Raw genomic sequence first — 15,939 nt, forward strand, 5'->3', positions numbered from 1 at the left:
TCGTCCAGTGACTAGAATCGGTTCCATGTCTAAGACGTCCAGCATGGGCCGGGGAATCATGGCTGTCCTAGCGGTGGGCGCCCGCAGCGCAGGAGGCCTGCCCGGCGGAACGGTCGCTGACATAGCAGCCGACCTGGGTAAGGACCGCAGCCAGGTTTCGCGCAGCCTGCGGACCGCCGAGCAGGAGGGATTTCTGGCACGCGGAGAACACCGGTCCTACACCCTGGATTGGTCGCTGCTGACAGACGCACAGCTATTGACAGACCAACGGCTGCAGACCGATGGTGTGACCGCCCTGGAAGGCCTGGCGGGTGAAACTGATGAGGGATGCTTCCTTGGCATTCTGCGCGGCGACAGTACGGTCACCATCGGTGAGCGTGTTCCGGAAAGTAGCAACATGGTCGGTTCCTGGCTTGGCCGGCCCTACCCGGCCTTTTGCAGTGATGCCGGCCAGGCACTGCTGTGGGAAGCGTCGGACGCCGAGGTCCAAACCATATTCTCCGGCGTTCCCTTTGTGCGCTATGGCCCCAATACTCCCCTTGACGTCGAGGACTTCCTGACACGACTGCGCGGTGCGCGGCACCGGGGGTATTCCATTGTCGATGAGGAAGCCGAGCCAGGGCTGTACTCCCTGGCCGTTCCGATTCACGATTTCAAAGGCGACGTGGTGGCAGCGCTTCAGGTCGTGGGCCCAAAGGCACGCTTGGAGCCAGAGCGGGAGTTCTGCGCCACAGCTCTCAGGTCTTGGGGAAAGTGGCTCGAGTCGGCGCTGGGCCATGCGGTACCGGAGAACCACCTTTAGCCGGCACGGTCCTTCCGGCCCGCGGCGCCCCGGATGCGGCCCTCGCAGGATCCCAGCCGTTCGGCCGCGGCCGTGAGGGCCTTGACAATGTCATCGATGCCGGATGCGATCTCAGCCCGGCTGCCCAGGACGCTGAGCGCGGCAAGAATGGATCCCTCAGCAGTGCGGACCGGGACAGCGAGTTCGTAGACTCCGTGCTCGAATTCTTCCTCCGCGACAATGAAGCCCCGGGCCCTGTCCCGTTCCATCAGTTCGGCGACTTCCTGGGGCGAATGTGCCGCTCCCGGACCGCCCACTCCGATGAAGTTGACGTCCTGGAGGAGGGTTTGAACGGCTGGCTGCTGCTCGTCCCACAGCAGCGCCCGGCCGGACCCGGTACACCATACGGGCGTCACCATGCCGGGTTTCACGAAGCTTCCGGGGACCGCGTCATTGCTGGAGGCACGCAGGAGAATGACTCGGAAGCCCTCGCGGACGGAAACTCTCGCTCTCAGGCCGAAAGAAGCCACCAAGGCCTCAAGTTCGGTTCTTGATTCGCGGACCCAGCCGGCATTCAGCGCTGCGGCAAGGCCGAAAAAGCGCGGGCCGGTTCGGAAAGGTCCGCGTTCGACACGTTCCAGCAGTCCCAGCTCGCACAATTCCTGCGTCAGCCGGGAGACACGGCTTTGTTCCATGTCCAGCTCGGATGCGAGCTGGGAAACGCCGAGAAGCCGCCTGCCCCACTTCTCCCGGTCTGCGACCAGCCGAACTATTCGAAGCCCTTGGGCCATGGACGACGCTTCCGAGGAAGAATCCATGCTCCATGCCCCTTCCGCCCGATAACTACGCCTATTCTCACATGTGTTCGTCGTTGACCAGGACGCGGTTTCCTTGTGCCCACACGGTGTAGAGGTCCGCGAGTATCGCTGAGTTCGCTGCTTCCAGTTCAGCGGGAGCGATTTCTGCGCTTCCCTGCCGCCCGAACAGCACGACTTCGTCTCCAGGGGAAACGTCCGCCACGTCGGTGACGTCGACAACCATGGAATTCATCGAAACGACGTCGACAATGGCGGCGCGGCGTCCGCGGACGAGCACGCCGCCTTGGCGGGCCAGTGCCCGCCGGTAGCCGTCTCCGTATCCTGCTGTAACTGTCGCCAGTTTGGAATCCCGGTTCAGGGTACGGGTTAGCCCGTAGCCGACCTTAGTTCCGGCTGCGTAGCTGTTGATGGACGCGATCCGGGCCTTGAAGGCCAGGCACCGTTGGAAGTGCCCTGCTCTCGGATCCGAATCGCCGTAGAGGACTGCCCCGGCACGGACCATGTCCAGCCACGAGCCGCGTACGTGCAGGGCGGCGTAGGAATTGGCGCAGTGGAGCAGCACGCCCTCCCGCGGAGTCCCGGTCAGGCGGAGCAGCGTTAACGCTTGGCTTTTAAATCGCTCAAGAGCTGTTTCAATATGGCCGTTGTCGTCCTTGGGGAAATGGGTCATGATCCCGGCCAGTTGAAGTCCAGGGTGGCTCACGATCGCGACCGCAGAGGCGCGCCCAAGTGCGGACGAGACATCGAGGCTGTGCCTGCTGATGCCGGAAGAGTTGATATCGAGGTGGATGCGGACCAGCTTCCCGGCTTCGGCAGCGATCTTATGCATCTCCCACGCGCTCTGCGGGTCGGCAACGAGTTCTTCGATGTCGTGCCGCAGACCGGCCTTGATCTCTTGCGGCGCCGCGGCCCGGACACGCAGGATCCGTCCCGTAAAACCGCAGCGGCGTGCGATGGCAGCCTCTTCGTTGCTTCCCACTCCCACGAAGGGAACGCCCAGACGAACAAGGGACGGCAGCAATAGCCCAGCTCCGTGCCCGTAGGCATTGGACTTGACCACTGCACACAGGAGCGCAGTGTCATCGATCATGGTCAGGAGGTTCCGGACGTTTGACTCGAAAGCGGCGGCGTCAATCTCCAGCCAGCTGCCGGCGTCCTGGCCCGAACTGCGCATGTGGTGCATCAGGTCTTGTGAAGTCATGGTTTATCCGTTGAACAGCTTCACGGCCGGGGACGAGAGTCCCCGGCCGCGAAGCTGAGTAGGCGTTGGTTGATGATGGCGTCAGGACAGCTGGTCGGTGCGCGTCTTGCGTCCGTATTTGAAGTAGAAGAAGGCGTAGCAGGCGCCAACAAATGCAACACCGAAATAGAGGGCTGCTACCTGGTTCGGGTCAAAGGCGATGCCGACGAGGGAAATGAGGCAAAGCGAGAAGGCCAGGATCGGCACCAGCGGGAACAGCGGGGCCTTGTACGGAAGGGCAGCCACATCGCCGCCGTTCTTGACGAAGGACCTCCTGTGGAAAAAGTGCGAGGCGGTGATGGACATCCAGACCCCGACGACGGCGAAACCCGCCACAGAGACGAGAGCCAGATATACCGTTTCGGGCGCCACGACGCTGCTGATCAGTGACGCCAGGCCGCCGAGCATGCTCACCGATAGCGCGGTCATGGGGATCCCCCGCCGCGTCAGCTTCTTCAGCGCCCGGGGGGCGTGCCCCTCGTCGGCAAGGGAGTAGAGCATCCGCGCGCAGGAGAAGAGCCCGCTGTTTCCGGCCGAAAGGAGTGCAGTGATGATGACGAAGTTCATGATGTCGGCGGCAAAGGGAATGCCGATGGATGAGAAGACCGTCACGAACGGGCTCTCATCCAGTCCCACCTCCGCGAAAGGGATGGTGGCGGCGATGACAGCGATTGCCCCGACGAAGAAGATCAGCAGACGGATCACTGTGCTGCGCATCGCTTTGGGGATGCTGGTGGCGGGATCGGCCGTTTCGCCCGCTGCCACGCCGATGAGTTCAGAGCCGGAGAAGGCGTAGAAAACTGCCAGCGCAGTGACCAGGACACCGGCGAAACCATTGGGGAAGAGACCGCCGGAGGTGTTGAAGTTCTCAAACAGGAAAGGGTGGTTTGCCCCCTCGCTGAGCGGGTGGAAGCCGAGCAGCGCCGCGCCGCCGAAAACGATGAGGACCAGGATGGCGCCCACCTTCACGATGGCGAACCAGAACTCGGACTCGCCAAAGAACTTCGACGAAACTGCGTTGAAGCCGAAGAGGACCGCGGCGAAGATGACGCACCAGACCCAGACGTCAACACCCGGGAACCACCGCTGCATGAGGAGACCGGAGGCCGTGAACTCCGATCCGATGGCCACTGCCCAGCACAGCCAGTAGAGCCAGGCGGTGGTGAAACCGGTGGCCGGCCCGATCGACCTCGCCGCGTAGATATGGAAGGCGCCTGAGACAGGATAAGCGATGGCCAGTTCGCCGAGGCACGCCATCACCAGGTACACAACAAAGGCGCCGATGAGATAGGCGATGACAGCCCCGAGGGGCCCGGCCTGGGAAATGGTGTAGCCCGAGCTCAGGAACAGCCCGGAGCCGATCACCCCGCCCATGGCGATCATGACCAGATGCCGCGCCCCCATGGACCGCCGGAGCCCGGAGTCGGTCGACGGTGGAATCGTGGGCTGTGGTTCTAGCTGGACGGACGATGAGGGTTCCATGGTTTCTCCCGGATGAGTGGACAGGTCTGATGCGAAGGGTGCGCCCGACGCCCCGGCGTGCGGGACAGGCCGCCTCGAGCTGCGCAGCACCGATAGTGATGAAAGTAACACGAAAACCACTTTTTGGTCATTAAAAACATTTAAACATGCCTATGTTGCACGCAGATTACCTCGAGGTGTAGATGCCGAATCGGCAGTCAGATGGTCAATTCGCCCTGTTTTTCGGTCACAATCACATGCACTGACGGACATGGAATGCAGACAGCATTGGAGGACCGATGTAACTGATTGAAGGAGCACCATGACCACCTACGACATTGCGCTGATCGGCTTTGGCGGCGTTAACAGGACGCTGGCCGAACTGATCGCAACACGCGGCGAGACACTTCACACCGATCTGGGCTTCGGCCTGCGGGTCGTGGCCATCACCGACCTGCGCCTGGGCTCCCTGGTCCAGCCCGAGGGCATCGACCTCTCCATCGCCCTCAAATTGGACGGCGGCAGCGAAACCTTCGCCAAGTACGGCGGATCCACGGACACCAATAACGAATCAGTTATCCGCAGCTGCACCGCTGACATCATCTGCGAGGCCACGTTCACGAATCCCGACGACGGTGAGCCAGCAGTTTCGCACGTGCGGTGGGCACTCGAATCCGGCAAGAGCGTCTGCACGACGAACAAGGGCCCCGTTGCCCTCCGCGGCGCCGAGCTGACCGCCCTGGCCGAACAGAACGGCGTGCACTTCGAGTTCGAGGGTGCCGTCATGAGCGGCACCCCCGTCATCCGCCTCGCCAAGAAGATGTTCGAGGGGCTGAAGCTGAACGGCTTCGAAGGCATCCTCAACGGCACCAGCAACTATGTGCTCGGACGGATGGAGGCCGGACTGGACCTCGACGCTGCCATCGGTGAGGCACAGGACCTCGGCTACGCCGAGGCAAACCCCGCAGCAGACATCGAGGGGTACGACGTTCAGCTCAAGGTCCTCATCCTTGCCAATGAGCTGCTCGATGCAGGCATAGAACTCAAAGACGTCCAGCGACAGGGGATTTCGGCCGTGACGCCGGAGAATATCCGGAAGGCAGCCAGCGAGGGACGCCGGTGGAAGCTCGTCGGTGCAGCGCGGCGGAACCCGGACGGGTCAGTGACGGCAGGCGTATCCCCCGTAGCACTCCCCCTCGACCATGGGCTGGCTGGGGTTTCCGGCGCGACCAATGCCGTGTCGTTCGACACCGACCTTCTGGGCGCGGTGACGGTCTCAGGACCGGGGGCCGGCCGTGTGGAGACCGCCTACGCTCTGCTCTCTGACATCATCGCCATGCACGCAGCCAGGACGGGAGTAGTTGCAAATGCCTGAATCCACACTGTGTTCGACGGAAACCGCGCTGCCGCAGTTCCGCGATGTGACGAGCCCCTTTGACGGCAGAGTGGTCGGCGCGGTTTCGCTGACCGAATCCTCTGCCGGCAAAGCCGTGATCGAAACGGCTCGCATCGGCGCCCGGAAAGCACGGGCACTGTCCCGCAACGCACGCGGGAAGATACTGGACGGCGCCGCAACGGAGATTGAGAGGCGCAACGAGGAGTTCGCGCAAACCATTGTGTCCGAAGCCGGTAAAACAATCCGTCAGGCCCGGAAGGAAGTCCTGCGCGCAGTCAACACGCTCCGCCTCTCCGCTGCCGAAGCACGCCGGAACGCAGGCGAAGTCATCCCTTTTGACTCGTACGAGGGCTCGGAGGACCGCACCGGGTGGTACTCGCGCGAGCCCTTGGGCATCATTGCCGCGATCACTCCGTTCAACGACCCCCTCAACCTGGTGGCGCACAAAGTCGGGCCCGCAATCGCGGGAGGAAACGCCGTGATCCTCAAACCCTCGGCCCTGACGCCACTATCGGCCCAGATGCTCACGGACGCCCTCGTGAACTCCGGGCTCCCGACGGAAGCCCTCACGATTGTTCATGGCGACCGGGAAGTGGCCGAAACAATCATCAGGTCCCGGGACGTAAGAATGGTGTCCTTCACCGGGGGGTTCTCCACGGGTGAGAGTATCGCCCGCACCGCGGGCCTGAAGAAGCTTTCCATGGACCTTGGCGGAAACGCTCCCGTGATCGTCCTGGACGACGCCCACATCGAGAACGCAGTGGAATCCTGCGTCTCCGGAGCGTTTTGGGCCGCCGGGCAGAACTGTGTGGGAGTGCAGCGGATCCTGGTAGCCGCCCCGGTGTACAGCGCGTTCCGCCAGCGCTTCCTGGAGGCAACGGCACAGTTGGTTACCGGAGATCCACTGGATGAACTGACGGATGTCGGGCCGATGATCAGCCCCGCTGCCGTGCACGGGTTGCAGTCCAAGCTTGACGAGGCCCTCGACGCCGGCGCTGTCCTTCTCGCAGGCAATGTCACGGACGGCAATGTGCTTCACCCGACCGTTCTGGAAGCCGTCCCGGAAGACAGCCGGTTGTGGACGGAGGAAGTTTTCGGGCCGGTGGTCATGCTTCGAAAATTCAACACCTTCGAAGAGGCCATCGGCGTCGCCAACGCCATCGATTTCAGTCTCCACGCCGGCATATTCACCGACTCCCTGGCCAGGGCCATGGAGGCAGCCCACCGCCTCGAAGCGGGCGGCGTCATGATCAACGATTCCTCGGACTACCGGTTCGACGGCATGCCGTTCGGCGGCGCGAAGTACGGGAGCATGGGCAGGGAGGGCGTCCATTTCGCGTATGAGGAGATGACCCAGCCAAAGGTCATCTGCATCAAGAAATGATCGAAGCGGAGGGGCGCGGCCGGCCCTTGCGCCCCTCCACTTCCTCCGAGTAAGCAGCACCCAACTACGCCACCACCCACACTTTCACGCAGAGGATCGAAACCCATGACCACCCGCATCGAGACGGATTCGCTCGGGAACGTTCCCGTGCCGGCCACAGCCTATTGGGGGGCACACACTGCCCGCGCCTTGGAGAACTTCACCATCAGCGGCATTCCCGTCTCCCGCCACCCCCATCTGGTGCGTGCCCTGGCGATGATCAAGAACGCTGCGGCGCAGGCCAACTGCGAACTCGGCATCCTCAACCCGCGTGAAGCGACAGCGATCCGCGAAGCATGCCAGGAAATCCAGGAGGGACATCACCACGAACAATTCTGCGTGGACGTCATCCAGGGCGGTGCAGGCACCAGCACGAACATGAATGCCAACGAGGTGATCGCGAACCTTGCGCTGGAAAAACTGGGCCACCGCCGCGGTGAATACCAGCACCTGCACCCCATTGACCACGTCAACCGGTGCCAATCCACAAATGACACCTATCCCACGGCGATCAAGCTGGCACTGAGTTTCGCTACTGCAGAACTCAACCGGGAGTTGGGGAAACTTGCCGAATCCGCCCGCAACAAGGGCGCCGAATTCGCCGACGTCGTGAAGATGGGCAGAACACAGCTCCAGGACGCCGTCCCGATGACCCTTGGGCAGGAGTTCAATGCCTTCGCCGCGACGCTGGAAGAAGACCGCTGCAGGCTAATGGAATCCACAGCGCTGATGCTCGAGTGCAGCCTCGGTGCCACCGCCATCGGGACGGGCATCACCGCCGAACCTGGATATCAACAACTCGTCCTTCGGGCACTGTCCGAAGTGTCCGGCGTCCCGGTCTTTCCCGCTGCTGATCTCATCGAAGCCACGTCCGACGTCGGCGTTTTCATGCACATGTCAGGCATGCTGAAACGCACGGCCATCAAGCTCTCCAAAATCAGCAGCGACCTCCGGCTGCTGTCGAGCGGTCCACAGAACGGCTTCGGCGAAATTATCCTGCCTCCGCGCCAGGCCGGGTCATCAATCATGCCGGGAAAGGTCAACCCTGTCATCCCGGAGACCATGAACCAGATTGCCTTCGCAGTGGCCGGAGCTGACACCACCGTGACGATGGCTGCAGACAACGGCCAGCTCCAGCTCAATGCCTTCGAACCTGTCATTGCCCATGTCCTTCTTCAGAGCATTTCGTGGCTCGAACAAGGATCACGCGTTCTCCGTCGGTACTGCATGGAAGGCATTGAAGCGAACACCGGACGCCTCGCCCGCCAGGCGGCCGCCTCAGTAGGCCTCGCAACAGCTTTGATACCGGCCATCGGGTATGCCGCCGCTGCAGCGGTGGCCAAGGAAGCCCTCCAGGACGGGTCCGCCATCCTGGACATCGTCACCAGCAGGAACCTCATGGACCGGGACGCAGCTCAGTTACTGCTTGAATCCGCCGTGCTGCCTGTCAGAACTGCGGACATGTCCGGCGTCTGATCACTTCACTCGCTGGCGCGGACCCCTCCGGTCCCGCGCCTGATGAAACTCGAAAGCGTCATGGCCGTCACCGTGTCCGTCACGCCGGGAATTGCCGCGATCTGCTCCCAGATCTCCTGAACCCTTTCCAGCGACCGGGCCTCGACCCGGACCAACAGGTCAAAGTCACCGCTCACGACATCACACAGAACCACCTCCGGAATCGACCGCAGGACGGTGATGACGTCCGACCCCCGCACCCGGTCCTTCCTGTAAACCATCAGGAAGGCGGACACCGGACCCTGGCCCGGCGGCCCGGCAACAATCGTGTACCCCTGGATATACCCCTGCCGCTCCATCCGTTCGATCCGCTGGCGAACGGCATTCCTCGACAGGAGGACCTTGGTCGCCAGCTCCGCATGGCTCATGCGGGCGTTCTTAGTGAGCTCCGCAAGAATCCTCTGATCAATCTGATCAAGACTCACTCGATCCACGCCTACCCTTCACCGCAACAATCCCCCGGGCACTACCGGAACGGAACCAATATCAAGACCGAAAGCCCGCGAAAAAATGACACCTCTGCACCAGGCCCGTCCCTCTCTCACTGGCGTTAGCTGCATCTTGTTCGACATGGACGGCACGCTCCTGGATTCAGCTCCCGGCGTGACAGCAAGTGCTGCCCAGGCCCTGGCAGCTGTAGGTGCGCCAATCCCGGCGATGGACACTCTGCGCCGGTTCGTCGGCCCGCCGATGATCGAGTCCTTCAGAACAGTCTCACAGTTGGACGAAGAAACCGCCCAAAAGGCCCTCCAACATTACCGCAAAGCGTATGCCGCTCATGGCGCTGAACAGTCCAGTCCATACGACGGGATCAAAGACTTGCTTGAGCACCTGCACACGGCCGGTATTCCTATGGCCGTAGCCACTTCCAAGGTGGAAGACCAAGCAGTACGACTTGCACGACGGTTTGGGATTGAGCGCCACTTCATCAACGTATGCGGGGCGTCAGACTCCGATGGAAGAGCGAGCAAGGCTGAGGTCATCGCCGAATTGCTGCTCCGGCTCCAACGCGAAGGCGTGGACATCTCCCGTCCCGCAATGGTCGGAGACCGAAGCTACGACGTCGCGGGGGCAGCCAAACACGGCATCCCCACGATATTCGCACTCTGGGGGTATGGGGAGGCCGGGGAAGCATCACAAGCGGCCGCCGTCGCTGCCTCCCCCGAGGCCCTGCTGCCACTGCTCCTGAAACACGACCACACATGGAGGGCGCTCGTAGTGCGAGGCTTGGCAACGAGCGGATCGCCGGTTACAGGCTCCGGTGGTGTTCGATCAGCCAGCGGGCCATTTGCTGCGCCCGCTTGGAAGCCAGAATGTCGCCTTCGGTCGCCGAGATGATGGCGCCCTTCATCAGGATGTGCCAGGAACGGGCAAATTCCTCGGGGCGGTTCAGCCCGGCTTCCTCGGCCAGAGCCTGGATGTGGTCCCTGATCCTGCTGAGGTATCCGATGCTTGCCATCCCCAAGGGGTGCCCCGGTCCCATCTCCAACAGGACGTTGATAAACGTGCACGCCTCGAAGTCTTCCCGCTTGAACCAGTCCCCGAATACGTCAAAGACGGCCAGTAGCCGTTCCTCGGCAGTGGTGCCGCGGCGCCTGGCCTCGGCCACGATGAGGTCCACGGTCCACACCTGGTCGCGCAGCTCCAGGAAGGCAAGCACCAGAGCGTCCTTGGATGGAAAGTGCCGGTAGAACGTTGCTTTGGAGACGCCTGAGCTGTCGATCAGCTCGTTAACCCCGACGTCGCGGATGCCGCGGCGGGAGAACAGTTCGTAGGCGGTGGAGAGAATGCGGTCCACTGGATCATCGCGACCGGCCATCGCCGCGGCGGGCAACAACGTGGGACTGGCAGCTTCGTTGGCGGTCATTGTGGAAGAAATTTTACACCGGACCCGCGGAGCGGACTTGTGTGTCGTAAGTCGGGCTTCCATCGTCCAAAGAGTCGACCCCCGGCCTCATGCGGTACAAGGCCGGGTAAATACCCGGACGTCCCTCCCGTGGACGGCACGGGAGAATCCGGGGTTCAGCAAGGGCTCAGCCCGGCCGGGGTGGCTCCCGCTCCCGGGGCTCGGCGCCACCGCATCATCATCTGGTGATTCCGGGCAACGGCCCGCCCGCCAAGAAAATGTGCGGCGGAAGGGATACGGATGCGTGGCAGCCGGGCACGGGCCCCGGATGCTCCATCAGCGGCCGGGCCCTCCTGCCGGACTCGGTTCTGTGCAGCTGCCCCCGAAGGAACCTGGACCGCCGCGGGTTCCTTTACGCCGTCGTCTCCCGGTGCCGGGATTTCACAAACCAGCCCCATTCCGGCGTACTCACGTACGGCGGCGATTCCTGCCACTGCGGACGGCTTGTCGGGGAATGATCTGGAGAGCGCCATCACCGTCCCGTCCGGGGCAGTCAAACGAAATCGATAGGAAGCATCGGAGCCGGTAAACAGTTCGAACATTCCTGCCATTGAACCCTCCTGAAAGTTGGGATCATTCTGCTCCGGTGACGCCGTTGTCACCGGAGGCAGCCTGAATCCACCTGTAGGACGCCGGCCGCTAGCAGAGGGCCGGATCGGATTGATGAATTCATGAAAGTCTGAACTACCCCCGCCGTCTGCGCAAGGGGCGCCCACACACCTGCCGCCGGCGGCGACACGACGGTACTCCGACGCTACGATGTATGTGCGAGCGGGCCCGCCAGAACGAGTGGGAGACAGACTTTTCTGTCTCGCGTGTGCTAATTTCCTCGGACCAGGTCCGGCACGGGCCTTGGGCCGTGAGTATTGGATGCGAAGGAGAAGGCCCCCATGGCGGACGGATTGCCTGCAAGCCTTGTCCTGTCCGATGTGAAGGCCGACCTCTTCAAGGCGATGGGGCACCCTGCACGGGTCCAGCTCCTGGAAATGCTTGCTGACGGCCCAGTGGCCGTCAGCACGCTGCGCCACAACACCGGCCTCGAACCCTCCAATCTGTCCCAGCATCTCGGTGTGCTGCGCCGCCAGCACCTGATTCTCCCGACCCGGCGGGACGGGCGGCTGTTTTATGAGCTTGCCTGCCCCGAAGTGAACACCTTGCTGGGCGACGCCCGCTCCTTGCTCGGAACCCTCCTTCGCACCGCCCGGTTGAGCCTCCCTCACGGCGAAACCTCAACGGACGACGCGATCCTGTAGATACCGGCGTGCCGAGACGAGCGGCCGCTCCGCGGTTTCGACACAGACGCGAGACAGACTGGTCCAACGTTCGATATCCTTTCCTGACCGCCGGGTGCGGCCCGTCATCGGGCACGAATCGCTTCCCGGCTCAACTGCAATGAGGCAGAGACGGGACTGGAGGACAACCGGTGATCGATAGTGAAATCCTGGCTGTGGAAGCGGCTGCCGCCCGGCTTGAGACGTCCAGAACCAGCGAGGAGAACGCGGCCAACCTGCAGTCCGCCGTCGCCGCGGCAGTCACACACGGCAAGTCCATAAGGGACGTGGCCGCCGCCGCACACCTCACGGCACTGGAGGTCCTGGACGCCGCCGACGCAGTCACCTACCCGGGACCGGCGTCGCAGGCGCCGAATATGACGCAGTGAGCGTCACCCGCCCCACACATATTCGGAACGCCGGAACGCATACTGCCTTCCCGGGCCTCTCATCCGGGCCGGGCGTTGCCGCCGTTGCGCCCGGACGGCCGGCACCCGGACAATGGTGCTCATGACCCTCGTGACCCTGCTGGCCTTTGGCGGGCTGTGCCTCCTGCTCTCCGTCACCCCCGGCCCGGATACGTTCCTGGTGCTGCGGATCTCGCTGCAGAGTGCCGGGGCCGGCCTTGCCGCCGCGCTCGGCTCGGCCGTGGCATCCATGGTCTGGGCCGCGCTGGTGGGCGTGGGGCTCGCCGCCGTCCTGGAGGAATCCGCGGAAGTGTTCCGCTGGCTGAAGATCGCGGGCGGGCTGTACCTGCTGTACTTGGGAATTTCTTCGCTGATCCGGGCCCGCCGCACAAAGTCCTCCGCGACGGCCGGCCGCACTCCCCGCCGAAGCTACAGCCGGCGGGCAGGGTTCGGCGCCGGCGGCCTCTCCACGCTGCTCAACCCGAAGGTGGGCCTGTTCTACCTCGCCGTCGTGCCGCAGTTCATTCCGCACGGCGGCAACACGCTGGACACCGCCATGGTGTTGGGTGCCATCGAAAGCGCCATCGGGTTCCTCTATCTGGCGGCCGTATCCATCGCGGCGGCGAAGGCCATGGCCTGGCTGCAGCGCCCCCGGGTGAGCAGTTGGCTCGAACGCGGCAGCAGCGGCATCATCGCCGCGCTCGGCCTGGGCGTGCTGGCATCCAGCGCCAGCTCGTAGCCGTGCCGGAAGTGCGTGCCGGGGGTTTGAGGTGACGTTGGCTAAAGGCAGTACCGACAGGACGTTGCTGGACAAGACCTTCAGGGTCAGCCTGATTCTCAAAGGCCTTGACGGACTCTTGGAACTCGTGGGAGGAATTCTTCTGCTGCTGGTCTCCCCCGCGCAGATCGGCGCCTGGGTCCGGTTACTGACACAGCACGAACTCTCCGAAGATCCGCATGATCTGGTTGCCACCACCTTGGTGCACTGGGCCGGGACCATGACCGTCTCGGCGACCCTCTTCGGCGCCATCTACCTGCTGTTGCACGGAGCGGTGAAGGTGGTCCTGGTCTGGGCGGTGCTCAAGGATAAAATGTGGGCTTACCCGTGGATGATTGCCTTCCTGATGGCCTTCATCCTCTACCAAAGTTATGAACTCCTGGTTGCCTTCTCCTGGGGGCTAGCCCTCCTGACAGCCTTCGATATCTTCATCGTCTGGCTCACCTGGCGCGAATACAGGGCCCACCGCACCCGCAACGCGAACACCCCCGCCGGCAACGCTGCGCGCCAGGCATAACACTGGCTGATCTAGATCCAGTCCCGCCTCTTGAACCCCAGATACAGGAACACTGATCCGGCGACCATCAATGCGGTGGACAACCAGAGACCGTAATCGCTCTGGAAGCCGAAAAACGGCACGTTCTGCCCGAAGAACCCCGTGACCGCGGTGGGTACGGCGATGATCGCAGCCCAACTGGTGACCTTTTTCATGACCAGGTTCATCTGGTTCCCCTGAATACTGATGTGGGTCTCCAGAATGGTCGTGACCAAGTCACGGAGCGACTCCGTCCATTCCGTGGCCCGCAGTACGTGGTCGTAGACGTCCTGCAGGAACGGCTGCATGGCGGGGCTGCAGCCGACGAGGTCGTCCCGCCGGAGGAGGGTGTTGAGGACTTCGCGCATGGGCAGGACCACCCGGCGGAGCCGGACCAGGTTCTTGCGCAGCTCGAAGGTCTTTCGCTGCAGGTCGTGGTCGGGTGAGTGGTCATCGAAGAGCGATTCTTCAAGGGCGTCGATGTAGCCGTCCAGTTCCTGCACGGCGTCGAAGTGCCCGTCGACGATCATGTCCAGGAGGCCCCAGAACAGGAAAGGCACCCCGTGTGCGGCCAGGTCCGTCTCGGCATCCCAGTGCGCCATCAGTTTGTCCGTATCAAACCCTGGCCCGTGCACGGTCGCGAGGGCGTTCCGGGTCACGAATGCCGAGACCTCGGCAATGTCCACTTCCCCGCTGCCGGGCCGCAGCCCCGCCTGATAGGCCGAGAGGAACAGGTGGTTGGCGTAGCGATCCAGCTTGGGCCGCTGGAAATCATGGACGGCATCCTCAACGGCGAGGCGGTGAAACCCGTACACCGTCTCGACACCCAGAAGGTCATCCGCCGTCGGGTCCGTGAAATCGATCCACAGCACCACGTCGTCCTGGTGCGCCAGGGCCTCGATCTCGTGGGCGCTGACGTCGTCGCGTTCAAGTTTTCCTTCGCGGTACAGCCGTATGAATACCATCCGCGTCATGCTACGGGAGCTGCCTCCGAACATCCTCAACGTCGTAAACACGCCGGCTCAGCGCGCCCGGGCCTGTCCGGGGAGTGGGGCCGGTGTCTATTCTGTTTATGGACCGGCGTGACATACCGTCCGCAGGAACGGGCACCGGAGGCACGCCGGATCCGGCGCGGGAGTATGTGTTCGCCGGGAAGGGAATCCGGGTCTGATGAACCGAAGACGAGCGTTCCTTTGCATCGCCGTGGTCCTGCTTGTGATCCTTGGGGCCGGCGTCAGCCAACCGGACGGGCCGGCCGGCCGTCTTTCGCCTGTCCGCCACGTGTTTGTGATTGTGCTTGAGAACGCTTCCTACGCGCAGTCGTTCGGGCCGAATTCGCGCCTTCCGTATCTGGCCCAAACGCTTCGCGGCCAGGGCGTTTTGCTGGACCAGTACTACGGGACCGCGCACTACAGCCTGGGAAATTACCTGGCCATGCTGGGCGGTGTCGCTCCGAGCCCCGACATCCAGATGGACTGCACGGCCTACACGGACATGGTGCACCCGTCCGCGGAACGCTTCGGGCAGGTCAAGTCCGACGCCGGCTGCATCTTTCCGGCGTCGGTGCCCACCCTGGCGGGCCAGCTCGCGGCACGGAACCTGACCTGGAAGGGCTACATGGAGGACATGGGCAACGTCCCGGGGCGGGAAGAAGCCGTCTGCGGGAAGCCCTCCCTGGGTCCCGGATCCACGGACCTGACGCAGGAAGCCACGGCCGGGGATGCCTACACGGCCCGTCACAACCCGTTCCTGTATTTCGCGTCAGTGGCAGGAACCGCGGCGTGCGCCGCGAATGTCGGGTCCCTGGCCCGGCTGCCCCAGGATCTGACGGCCGTCTCAACCACCCCCAACCTGTCGTTCATCTCCCCCAGCCTGTGCAATGACGGACATAACCAGAACTGCGACGGCCAGCCTGCCGGTCCCGCGGCGGAGGATGCCTGGCTGCGCACCTGGGTGTCCCTGATCTCGGCATCTCCCGCCTTTCAGGAAAGCGGTGCCATCATCATCGTCAACGATGAGGCCGACGGCGACACCAGCGCCTGCTGTAACGAGCCCTCCGGCCCCAACGTTGCCGCGCCCGGCCTGCCGCCGTCGGCCGCGAAGGATGGCACGTTTGCGGCCGGGCCCGGCAACGGCAAGGGCGGCGGACGCATCGGCGCGCTGGTGCTCTCGCCCTTCGTCCGTCCCGGGACGACGAGCTCCACACCGTATAACCACTACTCGCTCCTGAAAAGCATCGAAGACCTGTTCGCGCTGCCCTACCTCGGCTATGCAGGAACTCCCGGGCTCGCCGGATTCGGGGCTGACGTATGGACCGACGGGCGCGACGCCGGTCGCTGACCATGCGAACGGCCCGCGTGAGGCGGTCCCCGGCCGCGCAGCATGGGGCTTTGGCAACGGCTGCAGCT

17 protein-coding genes are annotated in these 15,939 nt (G+C 63.4%); 10 read left to right on the forward strand and 7 right to left on the reverse strand.

Translation table 11 applies throughout. The annotated features are described in order from the left end of the window. The first annotated feature begins 25 nt into the window (after window positions 1-25). Window positions 26-802: an IclR family transcriptional regulator gene (locus ACVWZ7_RS10710; RefSeq protein ID WP_456507824.1), complete on the forward strand. Its 777-nt coding sequence runs from the start codon at window positions 26-28 to the stop codon at window positions 800-802. On the opposite strand, the gene ACVWZ7_RS10715 is transcribed toward ACVWZ7_RS10710, so the two are convergent. The 3 genes from ACVWZ7_RS10715 to ACVWZ7_RS10725 all read right to left on the reverse strand — a co-directional run bounded on the left by ACVWZ7_RS10715 (window position 799) and on the right by ACVWZ7_RS10725 (window position 4,321). After that, window positions 799-1,599: an IclR family transcriptional regulator gene (locus ACVWZ7_RS10715; RefSeq protein ID WP_456507825.1), complete on the reverse strand. Its 801-nt coding sequence runs from the start codon at window positions 1,597-1,599 to the stop codon at window positions 799-801. The genes ACVWZ7_RS10710 and ACVWZ7_RS10715 overlap by 4 nt on opposite strands. Window positions 1,600-1,636: 37 nt before the next feature. Continuing rightward, window positions 1,637-2,800, reverse strand: coding sequence for an alanine racemase (alr, locus tag ACVWZ7_RS10720; RefSeq protein WP_456507826.1), 1,164 nt, complete (start codon window positions 2,798-2,800; stop codon window positions 1,637-1,639). 81 nt (window positions 2,801-2,881) lie between these two features. Further along, entirely contained in the window at window positions 2,882-4,321 is a 1,440-nt protein-coding gene (locus ACVWZ7_RS10725; RefSeq protein ID WP_344365182.1) for an amino acid permease, read from the reverse strand. A 301-nt stretch (window positions 4,322-4,622) separates the two neighbouring features. Here ACVWZ7_RS10725 and ACVWZ7_RS10730 point away from each other — a divergent pair, with 301 nt between their 5' ends. The 3 genes from ACVWZ7_RS10730 (at window position 4,623) to ACVWZ7_RS10740 (ending at window position 8,595) form a co-directional block, all read left to right on the forward strand. After that, the gene (locus tag ACVWZ7_RS10730; RefSeq protein ID WP_456507827.1) at window positions 4,623-5,675 is read left to right on the forward strand and encodes a homoserine dehydrogenase; all 1,053 of its coding nucleotides are present in this window, start codon (window positions 4,623-4,625) and stop codon (window positions 5,673-5,675) included. Beyond that, the gene (locus ACVWZ7_RS10735) at window positions 5,668-7,080 is read left to right on the forward strand and encodes an aldehyde dehydrogenase family protein (protein WP_456507828.1); all 1,413 of its coding nucleotides are present in this window, start codon (window positions 5,668-5,670) and stop codon (window positions 7,078-7,080) included. The genes ACVWZ7_RS10730 and ACVWZ7_RS10735 overlap by 8 nt, the downstream gene beginning before the upstream one ends. 105 nt (window positions 7,081-7,185) lie before the next feature. Further along, window positions 7,186-8,595, forward strand: coding sequence for an aspartate ammonia-lyase (locus ACVWZ7_RS10740; RefSeq protein WP_456507829.1), 1,410 nt, complete (start codon window positions 7,186-7,188; stop codon window positions 8,593-8,595). 5 nt (window positions 8,596-8,600) lie between these two features. On the opposite strand, the gene ACVWZ7_RS10745 is transcribed toward ACVWZ7_RS10740, so the two are convergent. Next, the gene (locus ACVWZ7_RS10745) at window positions 8,601-9,068 is read right to left on the reverse strand and encodes an Lrp/AsnC family transcriptional regulator (protein WP_091248751.1); all 468 of its coding nucleotides are present in this window, start codon (window positions 9,066-9,068) and stop codon (window positions 8,601-8,603) included. A 76-nt stretch (window positions 9,069-9,144) separates the two neighbouring features. On the opposite strand from ACVWZ7_RS10745, the gene ACVWZ7_RS10750 reads away from it, so the two are divergent. Then, complete coding sequence (locus ACVWZ7_RS10750) at window positions 9,145-9,972, forward strand: HAD hydrolase-like protein (RefSeq protein ID WP_456507830.1); 828 nt, start codon at window positions 9,145-9,147, stop codon at window positions 9,970-9,972. Here the strand turns inward: ACVWZ7_RS10750 and ACVWZ7_RS10755 are convergent. Both ACVWZ7_RS10755 and ACVWZ7_RS10760 read right to left on the reverse strand, forming a co-directional pair. Then, window positions 9,884-10,501, reverse strand: coding sequence for a TetR/AcrR family transcriptional regulator (locus ACVWZ7_RS10755; RefSeq protein WP_456507831.1), 618 nt, complete (start codon window positions 10,499-10,501; stop codon window positions 9,884-9,886). The two genes, ACVWZ7_RS10750 and ACVWZ7_RS10755, sit on opposite strands and share 89 nt — an antisense overlap. A 155-nt stretch (window positions 10,502-10,656) precedes the next feature. Continuing rightward, complete coding sequence (locus ACVWZ7_RS10760; RefSeq protein ID WP_456507832.1) at window positions 10,657-11,091, reverse strand: YegP family protein; 435 nt, start codon at window positions 11,089-11,091, stop codon at window positions 10,657-10,659. A 339-nt stretch (window positions 11,092-11,430) separates the two neighbouring features. Here ACVWZ7_RS10760 and ACVWZ7_RS10765 point away from each other — a divergent pair, with 339 nt between their 5' ends. The 4 genes from ACVWZ7_RS10765 (at window position 11,431) to ACVWZ7_RS10780 (ending at window position 13,513) form a co-directional block, all read left to right on the forward strand. Then, window positions 11,431-11,793, forward strand: coding sequence for an ArsR/SmtB family transcription factor (locus ACVWZ7_RS10765; RefSeq protein WP_456507833.1), 363 nt, complete (start codon window positions 11,431-11,433; stop codon window positions 11,791-11,793). Between the two features lie 170 nt (window positions 11,794-11,963). Continuing rightward, on the forward strand, window positions 11,964-12,200 hold the full coding sequence (locus ACVWZ7_RS10770) for a hypothetical protein (RefSeq protein ID WP_456507834.1): 237 nt from the start codon (window positions 11,964-11,966) through the stop codon (window positions 12,198-12,200). A gap of 121 nt (window positions 12,201-12,321) precedes the next feature. Continuing rightward, window positions 12,322-12,957, forward strand: a complete 636-nt coding sequence (locus tag ACVWZ7_RS10775; RefSeq protein WP_456507835.1) for a LysE family translocator — start codon at window positions 12,322-12,324, stop codon at window positions 12,955-12,957. 37 nt (window positions 12,958-12,994) lie between these two features. Beyond that, window positions 12,995-13,513 carry a DUF2127 domain-containing protein gene (locus tag ACVWZ7_RS10780; protein ID WP_456507836.1) on the forward strand — a complete coding sequence of 173 codons (519 nt, stop codon included), beginning with the start codon at window positions 12,995-12,997 and terminating at the stop codon, window positions 13,511-13,513. 11 nt (window positions 13,514-13,524) lie between these two features. On the opposite strand, the gene ACVWZ7_RS10785 is transcribed toward ACVWZ7_RS10780, so the two are convergent. Next, entirely contained in the window at window positions 13,525-14,496 is a 972-nt protein-coding gene (locus ACVWZ7_RS10785) for a magnesium transporter CorA family protein (RefSeq protein ID WP_456507837.1), read from the reverse strand. Between the two features lie 205 nt (window positions 14,497-14,701). Between ACVWZ7_RS10785 and ACVWZ7_RS10790 the strand changes: the two genes are divergently transcribed. Next, on the forward strand, window positions 14,702-15,871 hold the full coding sequence (locus ACVWZ7_RS10790; protein ID WP_344365154.1) for an alkaline phosphatase family protein: 1,170 nt from the start codon (window positions 14,702-14,704) through the stop codon (window positions 15,869-15,871). Window positions 15,872-15,939 lie beyond the last annotated feature (68 nt).

The organism is Arthrobacter sp. TE12232, assembly GCF_054062615.1.

Bases quoted from the DNA above. Each gene is read 5' to 3' on its own strand.
- ACVWZ7_RS10710 (WP_456507824.1), top strand. From the start codon at position 26: ATGTCTAAGACGTCCAGCATGGGCCGGGGAATCATGGCTGTCCTAGCG.
- ACVWZ7_RS10715 (WP_456507825.1), bottom strand. From the start codon at position 1,599: ATGGATTCTTCCTCGGAAGCGTCGTCCATGGCCCAAGGGCTTCGAATA.
- alr (WP_456507826.1), bottom strand. From the start codon at position 2,800: ATGACTTCACAAGACCTGATGCACCACATGCGCAGTTCGGGCCAGGAC.
- ACVWZ7_RS10725 (WP_344365182.1), bottom strand. From the start codon at position 4,321: ATGGAACCCTCATCGTCCGTCCAGCTAGAACCACAGCCCACGATTCCA.
- ACVWZ7_RS10730 (WP_456507827.1), top strand. From the start codon at position 4,623: ATGACCACCTACGACATTGCGCTGATCGGCTTTGGCGGCGTTAACAGG.
- ACVWZ7_RS10735 (WP_456507828.1), top strand. From the start codon at position 5,668: ATGCCTGAATCCACACTGTGTTCGACGGAAACCGCGCTGCCGCAGTTC.
- ACVWZ7_RS10740 (WP_456507829.1), top strand. From the start codon at position 7,186: ATGACCACCCGCATCGAGACGGATTCGCTCGGGAACGTTCCCGTGCCG.
- ACVWZ7_RS10750 (WP_456507830.1), top strand. From the start codon at position 9,145: ATGACACCTCTGCACCAGGCCCGTCCCTCTCTCACTGGCGTTAGCTGC.
- ACVWZ7_RS10755 (WP_456507831.1), bottom strand. From the start codon at position 10,501: ATGACCGCCAACGAAGCTGCCAGTCCCACGTTGTTGCCCGCCGCGGCG.
- ACVWZ7_RS10760 (WP_456507832.1), bottom strand. From the start codon at position 11,091: ATGGCAGGAATGTTCGAACTGTTTACCGGCTCCGATGCTTCCTATCGA.
- ACVWZ7_RS10765 (WP_456507833.1), top strand. From the start codon at position 11,431: ATGGCGGACGGATTGCCTGCAAGCCTTGTCCTGTCCGATGTGAAGGCC.
- ACVWZ7_RS10775 (WP_456507835.1), top strand. From the start codon at position 12,322: ATGACCCTCGTGACCCTGCTGGCCTTTGGCGGGCTGTGCCTCCTGCTC.
- ACVWZ7_RS10785 (WP_456507837.1), bottom strand. From the start codon at position 14,496: ATGGTATTCATACGGCTGTACCGCGAAGGAAAACTTGAACGCGACGAC.
- ACVWZ7_RS10790 (WP_344365154.1), top strand. From the start codon at position 14,702: ATGAACCGAAGACGAGCGTTCCTTTGCATCGCCGTGGTCCTGCTTGTG.